The sequence below is a fragment of the Mesorhizobium sp. BR1-1-3 genome (genome assembly GCF_020165455.1).
In the GTDB taxonomy this organism is placed as follows: Bacteria; Pseudomonadota; Alphaproteobacteria; order Rhizobiales; family Rhizobiaceae; genus Mesorhizobium; species Mesorhizobium ciceri.
Genome location: NZ_JAIUIC010000004.1, coordinates 287,288 through 307,487, shown reverse-complemented (window position 1 = coordinate 307,487; position 20,200 = coordinate 287,288). Strand labels below are relative to the sequence as shown.

The 20,200-nt window shown below is 57.0% G+C and carries 16 protein-coding genes; 4 read left to right on the top strand and 12 right to left on the bottom strand.

The window, feature by feature from the left end:
• Positions 1 to 4 precede the first annotated feature (4 nt).
• A complete protein-coding gene (gene cysN, locus LB559_RS11640; protein ID WP_024503688.1) occupies positions 5 to 1,942 on the bottom strand; it encodes a sulfate adenylyltransferase subunit CysN in 1,938 nt (645 codons plus the stop codon).
• A 2-nt stretch (positions 1,943 to 1,944) separates the two neighbouring features.
• Complete coding sequence (gene cysD, locus LB559_RS11635) at positions 1,945 to 2,850, bottom strand: sulfate adenylyltransferase subunit CysD (protein ID WP_013532711.1); 906 nt, start codon at positions 2,848 to 2,850, stop codon at positions 1,945 to 1,947.
• Between cysD and LB559_RS11630 the strand changes: the two genes are divergently transcribed.
• From LB559_RS11630 to LB559_RS11620, 3 genes are all read left to right on the top strand, one after another.
• Positions 2,849 to 3,262, top strand: a complete 414-nt coding sequence (locus tag LB559_RS11630) for a hypothetical protein (RefSeq protein ID WP_224674103.1) — start codon at positions 2,849 to 2,851, stop codon at positions 3,260 to 3,262. The two genes, cysD and LB559_RS11630, sit on opposite strands and share 2 nt — an antisense overlap.
• Before the next feature lie 70 nt (positions 3,263 to 3,332).
• The gene (locus tag LB559_RS11625; RefSeq protein ID WP_063171706.1) at positions 3,333 to 4,631 is read left to right on the top strand and encodes an O-antigen ligase family protein; all 1,299 of its coding nucleotides are present in this window, start codon (positions 3,333 to 3,335) and stop codon (positions 4,629 to 4,631) included.
• Positions 4,628 to 5,563: an NAD-dependent epimerase/dehydratase family protein gene (locus LB559_RS11620; RefSeq protein WP_224674102.1), complete on the top strand. Its 936-nt coding sequence runs from the start codon at positions 4,628 to 4,630 to the stop codon at positions 5,561 to 5,563. Before LB559_RS11625 ends, LB559_RS11620 begins: the two co-directional genes overlap by 4 nt.
• A 35-nt stretch (positions 5,564 to 5,598) precedes the next feature.
• Here the strand turns inward: LB559_RS11620 and LB559_RS11615 are convergent, their stop codons facing one another.
• The 8 genes from LB559_RS11615 to LB559_RS11580 all read right to left on the bottom strand — a co-directional run bounded on the left by LB559_RS11615 (position 5,599) and on the right by LB559_RS11580 (position 15,000).
• Positions 5,599 to 6,135, bottom strand: a complete 537-nt coding sequence (locus LB559_RS11615) for a sugar transferase (RefSeq protein ID WP_013532714.1) — start codon at positions 6,133 to 6,135, stop codon at positions 5,599 to 5,601.
• A gap of 122 nt (positions 6,136 to 6,257) precedes the next feature.
• Positions 6,258 to 7,193, bottom strand: coding sequence for a glycosyltransferase family 2 protein (locus LB559_RS11610; protein WP_224674101.1), 936 nt, complete (start codon positions 7,191 to 7,193; stop codon positions 6,258 to 6,260).
• A 93-nt stretch (positions 7,194 to 7,286) separates the two neighbouring features.
• Positions 7,287 to 9,272, bottom strand: a complete 1,986-nt coding sequence (locus LB559_RS11605) for a nucleoside-diphosphate sugar epimerase/dehydratase (RefSeq protein ID WP_063167692.1) — start codon at positions 9,270 to 9,272, stop codon at positions 7,287 to 7,289.
• Between the two features lie 384 nt (positions 9,273 to 9,656).
• Positions 9,657 to 10,535 (bottom strand): sulfotransferase family protein, encoded by an 879-nt coding sequence (locus tag LB559_RS11600; RefSeq protein ID WP_224674100.1) that lies wholly within the window; start codon positions 10,533 to 10,535, stop codon positions 9,657 to 9,659.
• Entirely contained in the window at positions 10,532 to 11,359 is an 828-nt protein-coding gene (locus LB559_RS11595) for a glycosyltransferase family 2 protein (RefSeq protein WP_224674099.1), read from the bottom strand. Before LB559_RS11595 ends, LB559_RS11600 begins: the two co-directional genes overlap by 4 nt.
• A 74-nt stretch (positions 11,360 to 11,433) precedes the next feature.
• Positions 11,434 to 12,945: an ABC transporter ATP-binding protein gene (locus LB559_RS11590; RefSeq protein WP_224674098.1), complete on the bottom strand. Its 1,512-nt coding sequence runs from the start codon at positions 12,943 to 12,945 to the stop codon at positions 11,434 to 11,436.
• On the bottom strand, positions 12,935 to 13,714 hold the full coding sequence (locus tag LB559_RS11585) for an ABC transporter permease (protein ID WP_224674097.1): 780 nt from the start codon (positions 13,712 to 13,714) through the stop codon (positions 12,935 to 12,937). Before LB559_RS11585 ends, LB559_RS11590 begins: the two co-directional genes overlap by 11 nt.
• A 356-nt stretch (positions 13,715 to 14,070) precedes the next feature.
• Entirely contained in the window at positions 14,071 to 15,000 is a 930-nt protein-coding gene (locus LB559_RS11580) for a class I SAM-dependent methyltransferase (protein WP_224674096.1), read from the bottom strand.
• 286 nt (positions 15,001 to 15,286) lie between these two features.
• Between LB559_RS11580 and LB559_RS11575 the strand changes: the two genes are divergently transcribed.
• Positions 15,287 to 18,025, top strand: a complete 2,739-nt coding sequence (locus LB559_RS11575) for a hypothetical protein (RefSeq protein ID WP_224674095.1) — start codon at positions 15,287 to 15,289, stop codon at positions 18,023 to 18,025.
• 183 nt (positions 18,026 to 18,208) lie between these two features.
• Here LB559_RS11575 and rfbD read toward each other — a convergent pair whose 3' ends face one another.
• Both rfbD and rfbB read right to left on the bottom strand, forming a co-directional pair.
• Entirely contained in the window at positions 18,209 to 19,111 is a 903-nt protein-coding gene (gene rfbD / locus LB559_RS11570; RefSeq protein WP_224674094.1) for a dTDP-4-dehydrorhamnose reductase, read from the bottom strand.
• A complete protein-coding gene (gene rfbB / locus LB559_RS11565) occupies positions 19,108 to 20,178 on the bottom strand; it encodes a dTDP-glucose 4,6-dehydratase (protein WP_224674093.1) in 1,071 nt (356 codons plus the stop codon). Before rfbB ends, rfbD begins: the two co-directional genes overlap by 4 nt.
• Positions 20,179 to 20,200: the final 22 nt, after the last annotated feature.

Here is a 20,200-nt window from a genome sequence, read left to right as displayed (position 1 = left end):
GTCGTCAGATGCCGCCGCCGCTATCGTATTGGTCTTCGGCAATGTCGCGCTCGTTCAGCCAGTGTTCCAGGGCGTCGACCATCTCTTCGGCCGATTTGCCGAGTGTCTGCAGATGGATCTCCGGGGTTTCCGGCGCTTCATAAGGGGAATCGACGCCGGTGAAATTCTTGATCTCGCCATTCAGCGCGCGCGCATAGAGGCCCTTCGGATCACGCCTGGCGCATTCCTCGAAGGGCGTATCGACGAACACCTCGACGAATTCTCCGTCGGCCATCAATTCACGTGCCATGCGCCGTTCGGCGCTGAACGGCGAAATGAACGAAACAATGACGATCAACCCGGCATCGGCCATCAAACGCGCCACCTCGGCGACGCGGCGGATGTTCTCGACGCGATCGGCATCGGTAAAGCCAAGATCGCGATTGAGACCGTGACGGACGTTGTCGCCGTCGAGGATATAAGTATGACGGCCGGTGGCGAACAGCTTCTTTTCGAACAGGTTGGCGATGGTCGACTTGCCGGATCCCGACAGCCCGGTGAACCAGAACACGGCGGGCCGCTGGTTCTTCATGTCGGCGCGCACGCGCTTGCCGACATCGAGCGACTGCCAATGGATGTTTTCGGCACGACGCAGCGAGTGCAGGATCATGCCGGCGCCGACCGTGGCGTTGGAGATGCGGTCGATCAGGATGAAGGCGCCGGTTGTGCGGTTTTCGGCGAAGGGATCAAAGGCGATCGGCGTCCGCGTCGAGATGTTGCAGATGCCGACTTCGTTCATTTCGAGCGACTTGGCCGCTTCATGGGCAAAGTCGTTGACGTTGATCCGGTATTTCAGATCGGTGACGGTGGCGCTGGTCTGGTCGGTCTCGGTGCGCAGGATGTAGGAGCGGCCCGGCAGCAGCGCATGCTCGTCGAACCAGACGATGTTGGCGGCGAACTGGTCGGCGACCTGCGGCCGTGCGGCAGGCGAAACCAGCATGTTGCCGCGCGAGATTTCGACTTCGTCGTCGAGGACGAGCGTGACGGCCTGTCCGGCAGCCGCCTGGGCGAGATCGCCGCCATACGAGACGATCCGCTTGACGCGCGAGGATTTGCCCGACTTGGCGACAACGACCTCGTCGCCGGGCGCAACCGAGCCGGAAGCGACCGTGCCGGCAAAGCCGCGAAAGTCGAGATTGGGACGATTGACATACTGGACCGGGAAACGGAACGGCAGTTCGACCATCGCTTGGTCGACCGACACGGTTTCGAGATGCTCGATCAGCGTTGGGCCGGAATACCATTCCATGCTTTCCGACCGACGGCTGACATTATCGCCATAACGGGCCGACATCGGGATCGGCACAATGGTCTGGAAGCCGAGATCGCGCGAGAATTGCCCGTAGTCTTCGACGATCCGGTCGAAAACCGTCTGATCGAAATCGACAAGATCGATCTTGTTGACGGCCAGCACGACGTGGCGGATGCCGAGCAGCGAGGCGATGATCGAATGTCGCCTTGTCTGGCGAAGCACACCCTGCCGGGCATCGATCAGCACGATCGCCAGGTCGGCGGTCGAGGCGCCGGTGGCCATGTTGCGGGTGTATTGCTCGTGACCAGGTGTGTCGGCGACGATGAATTTGCGCTTCGGCGTGGCAAAGAAACGGTAGGCGACGTCGATGGTGATGCCTTGCTCACGCTCGGCCTCGAGGCCGTCGACCAGCAGTGCGAAATCGATGTCGTCGCCCGTCGTGCCATGCTTGCGCGAATCGCGTTCGAGCGCGGCGAGCTGGTCCTCGAAAATCTGCTTGGTGTCGGACAGCAGGCGCCCGATCAGCGTCGACTTGCCGTCATCGACCGAGCCGCAGGTCAGGAAGCGCAGCAGCGACTTCTTCTCCTGCGCCGCCAGATAGTCGCGAACGCCGTCGGTGGGGGCGAGGCTCTTTGCCATGATGTGGCGCATGGTCAAAAGTACCCCTCGCGCTTCTTCTTTTCCATCGAGCCGGCTTCATCGCGGTCGATCAGGCGCCCCTGCCGTTCGGATGTCCGTGCCGTCAGCATTTCGCCGACGATGGCTTCCAGCGTGTCGGCCTCCGATTCGATGGCGCCAGTCAGCGGATAGCAGCCAAGCGTGCGGAACCGCACGAGCCGGTTCTCCACTGTCTCGTCGGGGCGGAGTTTCATGCGCTCGTCGTCCCGCAGGATCAGCATGCCGTCGCGTTCCACCACCGGCCGTTCCTTGGCGAAATAGAGCGGCACGATCGGGATACTTTCCTGCAGGATGTACTGCCAGATATCCAGCTCGGTCCAGTTCGACAGCGGAAAGACGCGGATCGATTCACCCGATGCGATGCGGGTGTTGAATATCTTCCACATTTCGGGGCGCTGGTTCTTCGGATCCCACACATGCTGGGCATTGCGGAAGGAAAAGATGCGCTCCTTGGCGCGCGATTTCTCCTCGTCGCGACGTGCGCCGCCAAAGGCCGCGTCGAAGCCGTATTTGTCGAGCGCCTGGCGCAGCGCCACGGTCTTCATGACATGGGTGTGGGTGTTCGAACCATGGTCGAACGGATTGATGTTGTCGCGCACGCCGTCTTCGTTGACATGAACCAGGAGATCGAAGCCGAGTTTCTGCGCCATCTGATCGCGAAAGGCGATCATCTCGCGGAACTTCCACGTCGTGTCGACGTGAAGAAAGGGAAATGGCGGCTTGGCGGGATAAAACGCCTTCATCGCCAGATGCATCAACACGGATGAATCCTTGCCGACCGAATAGAGCATGACCGGCTTGGCAAAGGCGGCCGCAACCTCGCGGAATATATGGATGGACTCGGCCTCAAGCCGCTGAAGATGCGTAAGCGCTGTTGTCATGGACCGTGGGCGTTCTTTCGTATTTCCAACAGAAGACCTGCCTCAAATCATCGAGCTTTTGCGCCCGGTTCGAGCCTTGTTTCTGGACAATCTTCCTCGTGCCGGCGTTCTAGCAGATCGCCGTTGTCAAGAACAATGCAAGACTGGCCCGGCCGCACATGGTTCGAGAATGAATTTTCCACAGATACCATCAAACCCGGAAATTCCTGCCCGCAAGCTCAACAACCGAGAAAACGCGGGGAAAATATTGCTTGAATGGCCGGCTACGGCTTTCAAGCGACTTCCCTTGGCCGACCGTCGCCTGCCGCCGATTTTCGGTGGCAATCCACCAGATACACTATCGAAAACGGGGGGCGGCCGCTATACCAGCTTCGGCAGCGGGCAAGCGCGTTATGAGGCATGGGCAATTTAAGGCGAGCGCATTCAACTTCGCTAAACAAGATCCGCCGCATGACACTTGCCGAAAACAGCGAGCCCGAAAATTGAACCGGCTTTCATCCCTCACACAGCAATTCTCGCCTTCGCGGATCAACAACTACTTCTCCATCCTTTGCTTCTTTTTTCCACCGGTTCTGGGGTCGGTGGTCAGCTTTGTGTTCAATTGCGGAGGCCTTTCGTCCGCCCTGCTGATTGCTTTAGGGAAAAGGCGCTTCAACGCCGACCGGCCCATGATCTGGATGACGGTCGCGATCTATGCCTACTGCGCCGCCAATCTCCTGGCGTCCATCGTCAACAACTCGTTTGTCCGGGATGCGCCGCATCTTATCCCGCTCGTCACCTTCCTGTTTTTTCCCGTGTCCTATTCGACCTGGAGCAACACGCAGAAAACCACGCTTGCCCGCATCGTCGTGCTTTCCAGCATGGCCGCCTGCTTTGTCGCGCTGCTCATGGCCGTCATCCAGCAATATTGGATTGGCGTCAGGGCGGAGGGGGGAGCCGGAAATCCGATCGTCTTCGCAACCGTCGTCTGCCTTGCCGTGGTGACGTGTGTGGCTGGCGCCTTGTCCAGTATTGAGCAAGCCCGGACACCCCTCTTCTACGCGACACTGGCCGGGACGATCGCCGTCATCTATTCCGGCTCGCGTACCATCTGGCTGGCACTGCTGATTGCCGGCATAGCCGTCATGTTGATCAACCGGCACAGGCTCAGGGGCAGGAATGCCGTTCGCCTGCTGCTGCTGCTGGCGGCAGTCGGCGTCGTGATCGCCGCTTCCAGCTTCCAGGCGATATCCGGGCGGGTCGACTTTTTGCGCTCCGATTGGGGTGCGCTTGGAGCTAGCGGCAACTACGACACCTCGTTGGGAATACGTGTTGCGCTTTGGGAGATCGGCCTCAAAGCATTCCATGACATGCCACTGTTCGGGCACGGTGTGGGTGCAACCCAGCTTCTGATCAAACAGGGCTTTCATGAGCAGTTCGCGATGGACACAGGCTTCAACCATTTCCACAACGGCTTCCTGACCGCCTTGGTGCAAGCAGGAATTCTGGGCGCCGTGACGCTGGCAGCGATCTTTATCGTTGCCGCTGGAAATGCCGCCCGGGTCTTGCGAAACAGCAGCGATCCGAACGAGCGGTTCGGCGCCACCATGATTGTCGTCGTGGTGATCACCTATCTGACGGCCGGAATGACAGGCATCCTGGTCGGCCATGACATTCTGGACTCGGTGCTGATGGTCTTCCTGGTGAGCGGAACATATCTCGCCTCCGGACGTCATGTTCCTTTGCTGGACGAACCGGCACTTGCACCAGTCACGCAAGACCTGTCTCGGGCAAGGCCATGAAGGTTCTGGTCACGGGCGCGACAGGTTTCATCGGGCGTCTTGTCGTGCGCCACTTACGCGAAGCCGGTGCCGAGCTTCGCCTCGCCTCCCGCCATCCCGAGAGGCTTGGTTCGGAGAACGAGACTGTGCCGATGCCCGGCTTCGATGCGCCGGCCGCCGCCTTCCTGGAACTGACCCGGCATATGACTGACGTCGTCCATTGCGCTGGCCTCAACAATGATCGGGGAAATGCAACCGAAGCCGATTACCAGGCGGCCAATGTGGAACTGAGCGCAAGGCTGGCGCATGCAGCGGCGGCCCAGATAAGCGGACGTTTCATTCATCTCTCCTCGATCCGGGCGGTGATCGGCGCGCACGTCAGCGCAACGATCGACGAGGACACGCTTCCTGCCCCACAATGCGCCTATGGACGCTCGAAGCGCGAAAGCGAGATCACGGTTTTGGACGCCTATGCGTCGCATGGCCGCTCCGACGCCGCCGTGTTGCGCCTGCCTCCGGTCTATGGAAGTGGCATGAGGGGAAATCTGGCAACGCTGATGCGCCTTGCCGATACGCCGCTGCCGCTGCCGACTGGTGCCTTGACCGGAATCCGTTCGCTGATGTCTTCCGAGGCCGCGGTGCGAGCAGTGTCGCACCTGCTTAGCCATTCCGGGCCGCTTCGCCCGATCTATGTCGGCGCCGATGTGCCGCCGGTCGCCCTCGACGCCGTCATCGCCGCCTTTCGCAGAGGTTTGGGGCGGCCTGTGCGCCTGATGGCGATGCCGGCCGGGCTGATACGGCCGGTGGTGGCCGCACTCGGCAGGCGGGCGTTCTGGGACAGCCTGACCGCGACACAAATATGCGACCCCGCCCTGCTGGTATCGCAGGGGTGGACGCCCGAAGCCGGCACGCTTGAGCGGCTGGCCGAGCTGGCGCGGCTCAGCAGATCCTGACTTTCTTGCTTGACCATGGTCTTTTCATGGTCTGCTCAGCGGTAGAGCGTTCCAAACAGGATCCGAAGATCGAGCCAGAACGACGCGGTGCGGAGGTAGGCAGCATCCGTTTGCGCCAAGAGCTCCGGGTTAGACATGTCGATGCCCCTGATCTGGGCCAGGCCGGTTATGCCCGGCAGCGCCGCCAAAACCCCCAGCCGCCTGCGACACTCGATCAATTCCGTCTGGGTCGGCAGGCAGGGCCGCGGCCCGACCAGGCTCATTTCCCCCTTCAAGACGTTCCAGAATTGCGGCAGCTCATCGAGCTTGAACTTCCGCAAGACCTTTCCAACCGATGTCACGGAATCCGCCGGCGCCTCATGCGAGGGTAGCGACGGCGTCCCGACATACATCGTGCGCAACTTGTGGCAGCGGAAAAGCCGACCGTCACGGCCGACCCGCACCTGTGAAAAAATAGCCGGGCCCGGCGACGATGCCCGAACGGCAAGGACGGTGAGCGCCAAGACAGGAGATGTCGCCACCAGCAGCAGAGCCGCACCGGCAAGATCGAAGATTTGCTTGGCTGCCTTCATGAACGGCCGATAGTGCTCCCTGCCGAAGTCCCGAGGCAATGCCGCAGGCCAATGCCGTCAATCCGGTCGACGTAGCATGAGCCGATCTCTTGACCAAGCGCGCCACGCAGCCGTCGCAATGTTCAGATGCGCCCCAGGATGAAGGCGAGATAGAGCCCCAGGTTTCCGGAAACGGTCTGCCGATAGACGCCGCTTTGGTGCAGGCCTGCCAAGCGGCGGAAAAGGCCGCCGCTGCGCCCGCGGGTGAAAAGGTCGAGGCACGCCGCCGCGTCCTCGGTCAGGAGGTCGCGATTGACGGCGAGGCCATCAAGGTTGAGGTCCGTCCAGCCGGCGAATTCCCCCTTGAACAGGCGGCCAAGCCGGGACACCCTTGCTTTCCAGGACACGTTGGCGCCGACCAGGTTTGCCGCATGCTGCCGGTAGCGCACCAGCGGCCGCGGATCGTAGCGGACGATGCCGCCGGCAGCGGTCACGATGAGATAGGCCCACCAGTCGTGGCTGACGAACCCGGTCCGCGTGGAGGCCATGGCCAGCAGGTCGCGTGCCGCTGCATTGAGCAGGATGGTGTTGCCGCCGGCGATGCTTTGCACAAGCGCGTTGCGAAAGGTTGGCGGCCGGGCAAACAAAGGCGAATGGCCGACAAGGCTTCCCGTTTCCGTCATGGTCGCGGTTCGCGAACAAAACATCAGCGGGATTTTCGCATCCTGGGTCCGCATCCAGTCGATAGCGCTCTCCAGCCTGTCGGGCTCCCAGATATCGTCCTGGTCGCAGAAGGCATAGCAGTCCGCCTCGATGCGTCGATCGACGATCATGGAGCGGAAATTGGCGGCGAAGCCTTGCCGCGGCCCCTCGACGAGCGTCATTCGACCCTTGGGCCGCCAGCGGGATTTCCATGTCTCGATGATGGCGGTCGTGCCATCGGTGGAGCCATCGTCGGATATCCACAGGTCGACCAGAGGGTGCGACTGCTCGAGCAGGGACTGCAGCTGCTCCTCGATGAAGGCGGCGCCGTCTTTCGTGCCCATCAGGACCGCGATGCGCAGATCATCTTTGCTCACGAGCAAGATCGCTTTCTGATTCTGATTGGATCTATCTCTTTGATTTGGCGCAATTCCCAAAGGTAAGCGCCGTGCGCTTTTCCCGGAATTGTTCTAGGTCGCCTGCCCGGCCGTCTTCGGAATCGCGTCTTGACGTGCACTTGCCCTGGCCTTCTTGGCGCGGTCGAGACCTGCCAATGCGGCGAGCGCGGCAGCCTTGTCCTGGTTTTTCGCCGACTGCTGCAGCGCCGTGAGCGCGACCTGGACATCCGACCATTCCACGACGTCCGTGCTGAGGCCGAAAATCTTCGAGATGCCGAGTTCGACGAGTTCCTCGTCTTCGCCATGCAGCGTTTCGTGGAGTTTTTCACCCGGCCTTATGCCGGTGAACCGGATCGCGACGTCCTTGTATGGGCTCTTTCCGGACAAGCGGATCATCGTTTCGGCCACTTCAAGGATCGGTACCGGCTTGCCCATATCGAGCATATAGACGGCATAATCGTCTCCGCTCTGCCGCGACGCGGCATCGGCCGCCGACATGATGACGAGATCGACGGCTTCGGCCACGGTCATGAAATAGCGCGTCATGCGCCGGTCGGTGATTGTGACGGGCCCTCCGGCCTCGATCTGCGCCTGGAATATGGTCGCCACCGAACCATTGCTGCCGAAGACGTTGCCGAACCGCACTGCAATGAACTTGGTGGCCGGGCGACGCCCGCTTGTCTCGCCTGCCGGCGTGCCATGCAAGGCGCTGATGATCTGTTCGGCGGCCCGCTTCGTCATGCCGAGCACTGACGAGGGATCCACCGCCTTGTCGCTCGATATCAAGACAAATTGCGCAACCCCGCACTTGGCGGCGACCTCGGCACAGACGAGCGTTCCGAAGATATTGGTCTGGATGGCCGAATCCCAGTTTTCCTCGAGCAGCGGAACATGCTTGAGGGCCGCGGCATGAAAGATGATGTCCGGCCGGAATTCCGTGACGACACGCGTTATCTGGCGCCGGTCCGCGACATCGACGATGCGGACCTTGAGGCGGTCGTGGTCCTTCTCGTCAACATACTGGCTCAGCTGGAAAATGCCGAACTCGGAGTTGTCGGCGACCAGCACCGCCTCGGCTCCGAGTTCCAGCGACCGCCTGACCAGCGTCTGACCGATAGAACCGGCACCGCCGGTCACCAGAACGCGTTTGCCGCCGACAAAGGCGCCGATGCGCTGGATATCGGACGCGACCGTCGGCCGGCGCAGGATCGTTTCCATCTCGACGGTGTCGAGAACCAGCTTTCCGTGCTGTTCCAACTCCGAAAGGCCTGAGAACTGCACCACATTTATGTCGCCGTGCCGGGCAATGCGCACAAGTTCCGAATAGTCCTCGATTTCGTGCTCGGCGCCGCTACCGAAAATCAGCAAGTCCAGGCTCTTGGTGCCGGTCGCATAGTCTTCCAGGACATCGATCAGGCGCGGCATTGTCGCCACCACGGGAACACCTTGAATCCGCGTGCCCAACGGTGCGCCGCGCTCGGTGGCCATGATGCCTGCGATGGAATAGTCCGCCGGTTGCGCCGTGCGGGTGAAGCGAATGATCAGGTCGGCCTCGCCGAGCCGGCCGACGAACAGAGCGCGCTTGGCCTGCTGGTCGGTCTTGCGGCTCAGAATCCCCCAGCTCGCGCCGTCACGCAGGAAGCGGTAGAACAGCCGGGGTGCCGATATGATGGTGAAGGAGACGAGGAAGAAGACGATGAACTGACGCTCGTTGAGCCCCGCCACCGGCCGGTAAAAACGCAGCAGCAGCGACGCCATGTAAAGAGTGAACGTCAAAATCGCGCAGCTCTTCAGGATGTTGAAAAAGTCCGGCGTCGAGGCGAAGCGCCACACGGTGGTGTAGAGGCCACTGTAGCGGAACAACAAATGGCTGATGACGACGATGCCCGCCCATGTCGCCAGACCCTCGTTGGAGAACGCTTCGAACGAAAGATTCGACCGCGAAAGAATAAGGCTGAGTGCCACGGCGACCAGGACCATGACCACGTCCTGGACCATGATGAAGGCGCGCCGCATCTGTGGCCTGAGCCCGAACACAGCTTCAAGGTGGGAATTCATTGGACGGCACTAGACTCCAGGCTCAAGGGCATCGACACCAGCGAAGTGCGAACACGAAGATACTTCGCGACCAATCCACCTTAAGTGCCATCCCCGGCCCCCGCCGTGGTGTATCGCATACTGCGGCGCGGAGGGCATAGCCAGAGGTTTTTTCGACAGGCGGTCCGCTAGAGACGCCTCCCACTCGAGGGCCCGGTGTGAATCCGAGCAGAATATGGTTTCTGTCGAGGCATGGCGGCTTAGAGCAACAGGCACAACGGAAAGCAAGCCTCTTTTATCTCTGCAATACTCGCAGCAACATCTGGTCATGTGGGAAATCATGTCTCATCAAATCGCTTGAGCCATTTGATGGCGAGGCCAAGAAGCAGCCCCCCTCCCATGTATCTAATAGTATCCAAGTCTAGACTGCATTTCTCCCGCTATGTCCCGGAATATCTTCTCCGAGGCACTGTCCAATTCAGATCTCCACCGACCTATGCTCCCTTCTGAGGGAGGCAATAAAACATTCTTGTGTATCTTAGTTCTCAGTTCACGAGAGACAACACCGGTTCCAACAGTCAGATCACGCAGCTCTTGTAACCGAACTCTCGCCCTTTCATAGTAAGAAAGCATGCCGTTATCATATTCAATATCTATAAATTTGCAGATGTCGGCTATTGTTTCCGACGGCCGAGACACCAAGTCCTCATATCGAACGACCATGGTCTGATGCCGGAATGCTTGGCTGTCAGCATCAAATCGCGACAGACGGTCCACCCAGCCTCGAGCGATATCGCTGATCGTCATTCGGCTGCCGAACCAACTATCACGAACCGAGCACGCTACGTCACGACCATCACGCACAATGTGTATGAAGTGCGCCTCCGGCAAGATAGAGAAAATCTCGGCGGAACAGATTACATGCTGCGGCGTTTTGTCTCCCCACCTTCGCTTTCCCTGCTTTTCAGCATATAATTTCCAGAATTCCGCAAAGCATCTTCCGGCAGAAGCCCCCTCCGGAACGCTTGCAATGCTTGCACTCATCTCACTTTCACTCAGATTAAAATCGTTCCATCTGGGATGCTGCACAATCTTCTGTAGGAGCCCACTACGCAAAGCCGGCGTTACAGGTCCTGATGACGACAAAAATTTGAATAGATCACAAAAATGCGTCTCAGGAGGTATTGCCATGTCAGGATGCGCATCGAGCATCATCCTAAGCAACGTTGATCCGGAGCGCGGGTAACAGACGATGAATGGAAAGGGTTTCTCTTTACGATTCATTCAACCTTCTCGCAGAAATCATCTCTCTTGACCGTCCCATTCGCAATGTGTGTCGCTAAATCCTCGTCGCTCAAAAAGAATGAATTGTACTCTTCTTCAATCTTTCCTTCGTCTTGCAGTTTCAGCCAACGACGAATGTGCCAAGAGACAAGAGGAGAGACGTTGCACTCTTGCCGGAACCTTTCTCTTGCGTGGTCAAGCTTCGTTAAGAATTGGCTATACCTCCCTACGGGAAAATGCCGAATTAGAGCATCCTCGGAAGTGACCCTTTCGCTTATCTCGTGTTCAACGCCGTGATTGCCACGAGCAATGGAGCGCAGCCCTCGCAAAGGAAAAAACACTTTTCCGGGCATTCTCCGAAGCATTATTGGCAACTGAGTTTGGAGCGGCTTAGCCACCCGGTATCTGGTAGCGTCGAATGGAGCTACCATAAACCTACCGAGATCAGACTTCGCTGGTAACATGTTGTGCCTTTGCAGAATTAAAGGCGTTTTCGATTCAGATGAAATTTCTCTAAACGTAGACTTTGTTGGCATTATAAACTCATCGGCATCCAAGCTAATTGCAAAATCTATACCTATCTGAGAAAGATATCCAGCTAGCTCTGTCGCCCAAATATCCTGTCTATAATCAGTCTCCAATTTTGAGAATATTTTCATCGGAACGTCCCTAGAGATCTCCTCGATAAGTTCCCGAGTTCCATCTTTTGATGAATTATCCATTATTGCGAAGTAATCAAATCCCTGATTCGCATGAAAAAATATATTCTTTTTTATTATATCAATCTCATCCCTAACTATCATTATGATACCGAGGCTGCTCATCTTTTACCCACATATGAAATGAAACCGAGTGTGACCTTTGGAAAGCAGAGCATTCGCCGACATTGGCTAGCCCGCTACAGAGAACCCGATGATCGCCCTTCTAACGATACCGTTAGCATTGGTTCCAAATTGACATACCCAATCGCAAGGAGATCTGGTTCAGGCAAAACGCGAAAAAGCTCAGCGTCCATAACCCTGTGCATTATGCAGCCTTCGCCTGCGATGGTGCCAGTTACCCCACAATTTGCAACGTAGGTCCCGGGCAAAAATCTGCAATCAAACTCGAATTGTACGCAATATGTCGTCCCCTGCGATACCGATTTCAACAGTGATCCGGATGTGCGATTGCTGTTGGCGCCTCCAAGGCCAGCACCGTTCAGGCACTTGATGAACATTCCAAAACCGACGCTATTAGCATCAATCAAGAAATCTACAAAATACTGGAATAGATATCGCCTACCAACCTGCATTGTATTTACTCGCTCCCCCGACAGGGTGCGGATGTTTACATCTCGGATTCGCGCTCCCCGTTCGTCCAGATGGGTAATGGATTGCGATAGGAGCGTTGAATCGAAATGTTCAGCCTGTACTAGGACTTGAACCTGATTTTTTGATCGCGCGACCGAAGCTTCATTCGGTAATTCCGATGTTGGGATTCTGTCGGACGTGATTTCACTCCACAGATAATCGACAATAGCGGTTTCAGCCTGTTGCGTTGCTGCCCCTTGTTGATGGCTGGAATCTTGCATTTCGAGGATCCCGGCACGGATTCCGCTTGTAGCCTGCGGGCTCGCATTCACAAGCCTTTGGTATTGGTTCACAACTGCTTTCGCAGTGCCCTCGAGAATCTTATTCCCGCCATCAATCAAAATAGCTCGCGTGCATAGCTGGACAATGGCCTGAGCACCGTGGCTAACAAACAGGATTGTGCCACCTTTGTCTTTAATGTCCTCGATGCGGGCATAGCATTTTCGCTGGAATGCCTCGTCGCCGACGGAAAGTGCTTCATCGACCACCAAGATATCCGGGTCGACATTGATAGCGACGGCAAAGGCCAGCCGGACATACATTCCAGATGAATAGGTCTTCACAGGCTGATCGAGGAAAGGGCCGATGTCCGCAAAGCGCGCTATGTCATCGAAGCGCCACTCCATCTCCTTGCGCGGCACGCCGAGGATGGATGCGTTGAGGAACACGTTTTCGCGCCCGGTGAATTCGGGATTGAATCCAGCACCAAGTTCCAGCAGCGCGGCGATGCGGCCGTTAACCTCGACAGAACCGCTTGTTGGCTGCAGCGTTCCGCAAATGATCTGTAGCAGCGTCGACTTGCCTGAGCCGTTACGGCCGATGATGCCGATGGTTTCGCCACGACCGACCTCGAAAGAAATTCCGGACAAAGCGGCGAAGTCGCGGAAATAGCGACGCGGCGGGCGACCGATCAGCCGTTCCAGCCGCGGCACGATCATTTGTTTGAAGCGATCTTCCGGTCGCTCGAACATCACATAATGCTTGGACACATCGCGCACGCGAATGGCAAAATCCGAAGCATGCCTGCGTGCCTCGACGTCAAACTCGTTAGAGGACATCGGCAAAGCCCCTGCGGGTCTTCTGGAAAAATTGATAGCCGAAGCCGGCCACCACAATCGCTGCGCCCGAATAGTAAGCAAGCGAGGTCCAGTCTGGCATCGTGCCGAAAATGACGACGTCGCGGAAACTCTCTACTGGAATGGCGAGCGGGTTGAGAGATAGCCAGGGTTGCAACCAAGTTGGCAGCGACGTTCTCTGGAAGAAAACCGGCGACAGGAACATGGTCGCGGTCACCACCGGCGTTACGATCTGACTCATGTCACGAAAATAGACGCCGATCGATGCCAATATCCAAGCGATGCCAAGCACAAGGGCAATCAGCGGCGCAAAAACCACTGGTGCCAAGACAACCGTCGCGGGAACGCGACCGAAGATGATAAACCCGAAAACGAGTAGGATCAGCAAACTGACGGCGGCCTGAAACAATGCTGCGCCAGATGAAACAACCGGCAGAATTTGAATCGGGAACACGATTTTCTTGACATAATTGGCGTTGCTAACGATCAGGTTGGGTGACAGCGAAACCACCTCGGCAAAGAACTGGAAGACAATCAATCCGCAAAATAGGATGACTGCAAACTCGCCCGTCGAATGTGCAGCACTATGCTGATCAGGCATTGTCCAGCGCGACTTCATCACGACGCCGAACACGAAGGTGTAGACAGCGAGCATAAACAGAGGATTCAGCAGCGACCATAACAGCCCCAACACAGAGCCGCGATAGCGACCGGTGATCTCGCGCTTGATGAGGGAAAAAATCAGTAGCATCTGACTCGATCCAAAGGATTCGACCAAGCGAGCATGATCAGGTCGGTCTCGCCGGACGGGCTCGACGAACAGTGCCTAGGAAGATAGTGCCACCCAACCAGTCACCCATTGGACCACTAAGGCACACGGCCAAATTCGGACTAAACCCGAAGAACGCTTTCAAATGACGATTCATGAGATGATGGTAGCTCCGGCCTTGAGGGATGGGCGACGGCAAAGCACGAACACGGATCATCGTGGCCAATCAATGTCACAGTTCTATCCCGGCCCCCGCCGTATCGCTCGCATACTGCGAAGTTGGCGTTGCCGCCAGATATTTTTAGACGCACTACCGACCGGTAGTATCTTGGCGCCTTCTATTTTTTGGCAAAGGTATCGACCACCTCATACCAGAGACTCTGTCCACCCGACTCGAATTTGCCGTTCATTAGCTCATCAAGAGCGTCGGGGCGCCGCTTTCGAAGCAGCGCATTCGCCAGCAGCACTTTGTAGCGGGTTCGATTGTGAAGGTGAGCCATCAGTATGTACTGCTCCCCCCAATTCATCCTGCGATGGATCAAATTTGCCTTGGGCGTTGCGAATGGCAGGCTAACGTCGTGCGCGTGTACCAATGTGCCAACTGGCAAATAAGGGAGGATGCTCAGATAGAAAAAAACCGTGTCGCTACCAGATTTGATAGTGTGAGAGCCGTCATAGAAAACGAAATCGCCAGGAGCGATAGCATCGCGGAAAAAGTCCGGCGATATCGATTGGACCGGCTGTCGAATAAATTCAACCCCTGGCAAACGTGCAACCTCGGCTCGAGGCTCCGGATCTACGCACACTATACGTCCACCGCCCGTCAACGCCAACGCTTCACTCGCCAGCCTGGTACTGTGCCCCGATCCGATCTCGATGATGTTTTTTGGGCGTCTCGACACAACTAACGCAAAGAGTGCGGCGGCATCTGAGTAGCTGAATTGCTCATTTCTCCAGTAGAAACGTGAACTGCCATCGTCATCTAGTGCCGGGTCGAACCCAGCCAAAAACGGCGATAGCGACCGGGCAAAAACGTCCATTTGGTCTACGTCAAAAATCAATGGATCATCATAAACAGAAAGCTGAGTACCAGCCCCGTCGTATTCGAAGGATTGGTCTATTTCGGCAATCGTCGGCGATTCCGAATAGAAGTCCGCTCTTGTCAAGTTTATTCCGTTGACCTCGAGTAGGGATCTGGTCCGTTCATCAGCCCATAAGTATTTTGATACCAGACCTCGAAGCGTCTCGATATCCTCATCAAGAGTCATTTTAGTCATATCTTAATTTACAGCTCTGATCGGTGCGAAATGTACATAGTTGCATATCAACATCAGTGACGACGGATCGAATCGTTGCCGATACCCTTAGCACCCGATAAACGACATGTCGCCCTCGAAACAAGTGCTACCCTGGACCCTGACTGCGCCGGAGACAGCCTGGAACTCGAGCCGTCCGAACCCAATTGTTTAGACGCAGCAAGGTCGGTATAGGAAATGCTGCGAACGGGCGGTGGGCCAGACTAAGCAGTTTCCAGTTGATTGCCCAGGAGCAGGAATGGACGATATTTCAAAATTTGACGCACGCGACGTTGATCGCCCGCGGAACCGAGTGTGCCTGTTGGTGCTTGGGATGCACCGCTCGGGCACAAGCGCTTTGGCGCAGGTAATAAGCTTCCTCGGTGCTGCACCGCCGAAAGATAGAATTGGGGAACACCCGACAAATCCTACCGGCCATTGGGAGCCAAGGCGCCTGGTGCTACTTAATGATGAACTGCTGGCAGAGCTTGGCAGTTCATGGAATGACTGGCGGGCGCTGAATTTATCGACCTTGTCACCCGAACGATTAGTCTACTACGAGACACGAATTCGTGACATTATTGATGAGGAATACGGCGACGCCGCCGTAATGGTACTGAAGGATCCGCGTATATGTAGATTGGCCGCGCTGTACCGGCGTGTTCTGGAGCAATTGGGGGTGCGCGTCTGTCCTATCATTATCCTGCGCAACCCATTGTCTGTGTCGGCATCTCTTGGAGCGCGTGACGGTCTTAAGATTTCTGCTTCGCAGCTTTATTGGCTCCGGCATGTGATTGACCTCGAACGCGATACACGCGGCCTGAGCCGCGCGGTCATTACGTTTGATGAACTTCTAAGCGATTGGCGTGGGACTGTCGAAAACATTGCTAAAGCGCTTAGCCTCGTCTGGCCAGTCAGCCTGCAGGAGGCCGCGTCAGAAGTTGAGAAGACGATCTCCTATGATCGCGTACACCATGGTGAGACGCTTGCGGAACTGGATAAGAGCCAAGCGATTACACCTTGGGTGAAGGATGCTTTCGCTGCCATGCTGGAAATGCGAGCCTCCCCCACCACAGCCATGAGGAAGATCAATAAAATCTCTGCCGCCGCCGACCCGTTTTTACACAATGCTGCGGAAGATCCAGATTTGGCGGTTATTCAGTCCATTAATGCTGTGCAAATTCCAGCGCTTACAAAGCGTGTTGATGATCTCAAGAGAATCAACGATGCGCTTCGGCGCGCCGCCAAGACTGCCAATTCCAGCCGCGATCAAGCAATGGCCGAACTCGGCATGATCCAGCAGAGCCGATCATGGCGCTACACCGAGATAATTCGTAAAATCAAATCTCTGCGCAATATGCCCCCCCATCGGGTCGCACGTATCGTTGCGAATAAGACCAAGCGCATCCTCGTCGGCAGCAACCTGCCATCGGTCGCTCCCGCCTTTAGCGAGATCGGCTGCCTAATTGTAACCCCCCCCCATACGGCGCATTTGGCAAATCTCTATGCCGAACTGCTGCGAGAGTGCGGGTTCGCAGTTACTGTCTCGGATTCGCTTGAACATCAGGCCGCGTATCAGCATCTGTTTGTGTTTTGCCCCAATGTGTTCAACGACATTCGCCCGGGGTATTTTGCTGTTCAGATGGAACAGTGCGTCTCTTCGCGATGGTTCAATGACGATTACATCGCAAAGCTAACTCAAGCGTCAGTAATCATCGATTATTCCATCGAAAACATAGCGTTCTTGCGAGATATTGGTTTTCCCTTGAATAAGGTTTTCCACGTTCCAGTTGGCACTTCTTCCGCAGGAATCGCAGAATCTTCCTACGAAGAGCGCGACATTGACGTGTTGTTCTATGGAGATATTCATTGTGATCGGCGCAAGATTATATTGGACCAATTGTCGAACGAATTCTCTATTCGCATTGAAAGCAACCTGTTCGGCCCACCGTTACATGCATTAGTGCGTCGTAGCAAGGCAGTTCTGAATATTCACTACTACGAAGACGCTCTTCTGGAAACGACACGGCTTTGTGAATGTCTGTCTCTCGGAACACCTATCGTTAGCGAGACATCGACCGACGCGAATCAGATGGCCTTATTTGATGGCGCGGTGGAATTCGCGCCTGCAGACAAGCCAAAAGAACTAGCGGACGCCCTACGCAAGGTCTTGTCGCCTAAAATATGGCAATCGATGACTCAGGCTGCCGCGCAAATAAGAACAGACCGTCACGCCCTTTTCAAGCGCCAATTCTTTCGATTCCTTTACGCGCAAAACATGATCGGCCTGAATGACCTCACTGCGGTTGTTTTGCCCACAGTCCCCCAGAGCCCTGCTGATGGCATCCCGCGGATATGCCTGACGTTGTCTGAGACACCTGACCGAACTCTTGCCTTCAACCTGATGCCGCAGGCCTCACAATTCCAGAAGTTCGATGGCATTCGACATAATCCGGGATGGATCGGATGTGGCCTTAGTTACAAGACCATCATGCAGGCAGCAAAAGAACGTGACTGGAACCGACTTGTCATCTGCGAGGACGACGTTTGTTTCCCACAGGATTTTGATAGAAGAAATCGGGCGGTGGAAGAGTACCTTCTTGAGAACGACGGAAAATGGGATGTTTTCTCAGGATTTATGGCCGATATCGGCGACGACGTTAAAATTATAAAAGTAGAAGAGAAGGACGGGGTTCAATTTATCTGGCTCGATCGATGCATCAGTTTCGTTTATAATGTGTATTCTAGTCGGGCTATTGAAGAAATATGTGAATGGTCCCAGACAAATACTGAATTTTCAAACACTATCGACCGATACCTCGAGTCAAAAAAACTTCGCGTTATTATGGCCTATCCCTATCTGGTAGGTCACGCCGAGGAACTGCACTCTACTCTGTGGGGTTTCAAGAACACTCAGTATCAAAGCCTTCTCGATAAGTCTGAAATTTCAATCGCCAAGTTTCTCCGGAACCACAAAACGAAGACTGCGTCCATGTAACGAATCAGCACAACAAATGCGCGTTGCCAGATGGGGCCGACAGCTTTGGCCTTGGCCTCAGAATCCGGAAGATCCACTTCAGGGACAATCGTAAGCTGCCGATCGCGACCCAATTTGCCGTCCGAGGGGATCGTGCTCCATCAAAGGCTTGTACCTTCTAAGGGAGCATCCTCTGATGCTTGTTCATGCCGTCAATGCCTGTTTCGTCTCACCGGCTAGAAGCCGGCGCACCACCGCCTCCGTCGATTGACGCCACTCCGGTGCATTCCAGCCGAACACGTCGGCGAATTTCGCGCTCGATAGCCGGGAATTGGCGGGGCGGCGCGCCTTGGTTGGGTAGTCCATCGTAGCAATGTCCCGTACCCGCGCCCAGGGACCACCCAACACGCGGCTTGTGTCGAGGATATGGCGGGCAAAGCCGCTCCAGTTGGCCTCGCCGGTTCCGGCCAGATGATAGATGCCGGATGTGGCGGCGCCCTCGTGCAGCCGTGCCGCCGCATGCAGGATCGCGTCGGCGATATCAAGTGCCGATGTTGGATTTCCCCACTGATCGGCCACCACCGCGATCTCGTCGCGGTCGGCGGCCAGCCGCAGCATGGTTTTCACGAAATTCTTGCCGAACGGGCTGTAGACCCATGCCGTGCGCAGGATCAGATGGCGCGGATTGGCCGATGCAACCGCCTGTTCGCCGGCAAGCTTGGAGGCGCCATAGACGCTGCGCGGTGCAGTGGCGTCGGTCTCGACATAGGCGCCAGGGGCGGTGCCGTCGAAGACATAGTCGGTCGAAAGATGGATGATGGGAACGCCAAGCTCCGCCGCGGCTTGCGCCACCTTGCCGGCGCCGACGGCGTTCACCGCGAATGCCAGATCGGGCTCGTCCTCGGCCTGATCCACCGCCGTGTAGGCGGCAGCCGACACGACGATATCCGGCTTCGCGGCCGCGATGGCTTCGATCACCGTGTCGGGTCTTGCAAGGTCGAGTTGCGGACGGCCAATGGCGATGACCTCAACGCCGGCGGCCGCCTGGCCGGCCTCCAGAAGGCTTGCCGCGACCTGTCCGTCGCGCCCGGTGACAACCAGCCTCACGCCGCCCCCTTGCGTGCTTCGCCCAGCCGTTCACCGGCATAGCGCTGCTCGCGGATCGGTCCCCACCACCATTTGTTGTCGAGAAACCAGTCGATGGTCTTGGCGAGGCCGCTGTCGAAATTCTCATTGGGCGTCCAGCCCAGGTCCCGGCCTATCTTCGAGGCGTCAATGGCATAGCGGCGATCGTGACCGGGGCGGTCGGTGACGAAGGAAATCAGGTCGCGATAGCTCTTGCCCCCTGCCCGCGGCCGCCTGCTGTCGAGCAGATCGCAGATCGTCTCGACGACGCCAAGGTTCGTCCGCTCGGAATTGCCGCCGACATTGTAGCTTTCGCCCGGCAGTCCCCTGGTCGCGACAAGTTCCAGCGCGCGTGCGTGATCCTCGACGAACAGCCAGTCGCGCACATTGGCGCCGGCGCCATAGACCGGCAGCGGCTTTTCGTCGAGCGCATTGAGGATGACCAGCGGGATCAGCTTTTCGGGAAAGTGATAGGGTCCGTAATTGTTCGAGCAATTGGAAAGCACGACCGGCAGGCCATAGGTTTCGTGCCAGGCCCGCACCAGATGGTCCGAAGCCGCTTTCGAGGCGGAATAGGGCGAGGATGGCGCGTAGGGCGTTTCCTCGACGAACATGCCGCCATCGAAGGGAAGATCGCCGAACACCTCATCGGTCGAGACGTGATGAAAGCGGAAATGGCTCTTCCTGTCCTCGGGCAGGCCGCGCCAGTATTCCAGCGCGGCATTGAGCATCTTGTAGGTGCCGACGATGTTGGTCTCGATAAAAGTGCCCGGCCCATCGATCGAGCGGTCGACATGGCTCTCGGCGGCAAGGTTCATGACGATGTCGATGTCGTCGCGCCGGAGGATGTCGAGCACGGCCCTTTCGTCGCAGATATCGGCCTGCGCGAAGCGATAATTGTGTGCGTTCTCGATCGGCCGCAGCGAGGCCAGGTTTCCCGCATAGGTCAGCTTGTCGAGATTGGTCACCCGACAGGCCGGGTTGGCGCATAGATGCCGGCACACCGCCGAACCGATAAAGCCAGCACCGCCCGTCACCAGAAAATTCATGCCGCTGTCCTCAAATAACCCA

Bases quoted from the DNA above. Each gene is read 5' to 3' on its own strand.
- cysN (WP_024503688.1), bottom strand. From the start codon at position 1,942: ATGCGCCACATCATGGCAAAGAGCCTCGCCCCCACCGACGGCGTTCGC.
- LB559_RS11630 (WP_224674103.1), top strand. From the start codon at position 2,849: ATGGACCGTGGGCGTTCTTTCGTATTTCCAACAGAAGACCTGCCTCAA.
- cysD (WP_013532711.1), bottom strand. From the start codon at position 2,850: ATGACAACAGCGCTTACGCATCTTCAGCGGCTTGAGGCCGAGTCCATC.
- LB559_RS11620 (WP_224674102.1), top strand. From the start codon at position 4,628: ATGAAGGTTCTGGTCACGGGCGCGACAGGTTTCATCGGGCGTCTTGTC.
- LB559_RS11615 (WP_013532714.1), bottom strand. From the start codon at position 6,135: ATGAAGGCAGCCAAGCAAATCTTCGATCTTGCCGGTGCGGCTCTGCTG.
- LB559_RS11605 (WP_063167692.1), bottom strand. From the start codon at position 9,272: ATGAATTCCCACCTTGAAGCTGTGTTCGGGCTCAGGCCACAGATGCGG.
- LB559_RS11600 (WP_224674100.1), bottom strand. From the start codon at position 10,535: ATGAATCGTAAAGAGAAACCCTTTCCATTCATCGTCTGTTACCCGCGC.
- LB559_RS11595 (WP_224674099.1), bottom strand. From the start codon at position 11,359: ATGAGCAGCCTCGGTATCATAATGATAGTTAGGGATGAGATTGATATA.
- LB559_RS11590 (WP_224674098.1), bottom strand. From the start codon at position 12,945: ATGTCCTCTAACGAGTTTGACGTCGAGGCACGCAGGCATGCTTCGGAT.
- LB559_RS11585 (WP_224674097.1), bottom strand. From the start codon at position 13,714: ATGCTACTGATTTTTTCCCTCATCAAGCGCGAGATCACCGGTCGCTAT.
- LB559_RS11580 (WP_224674096.1), bottom strand. From the start codon at position 15,000: ATGACTCTTGATGAGGATATCGAGACGCTTCGAGGTCTGGTATCAAAA.
- LB559_RS11575 (WP_224674095.1), top strand. From the start codon at position 15,287: ATGGACGATATTTCAAAATTTGACGCACGCGACGTTGATCGCCCGCGG.
- rfbB (WP_224674093.1), bottom strand. From the start codon at position 20,178: ATGAATTTTCTGGTGACGGGCGGTGCTGGCTTTATCGGTTCGGCGGTG.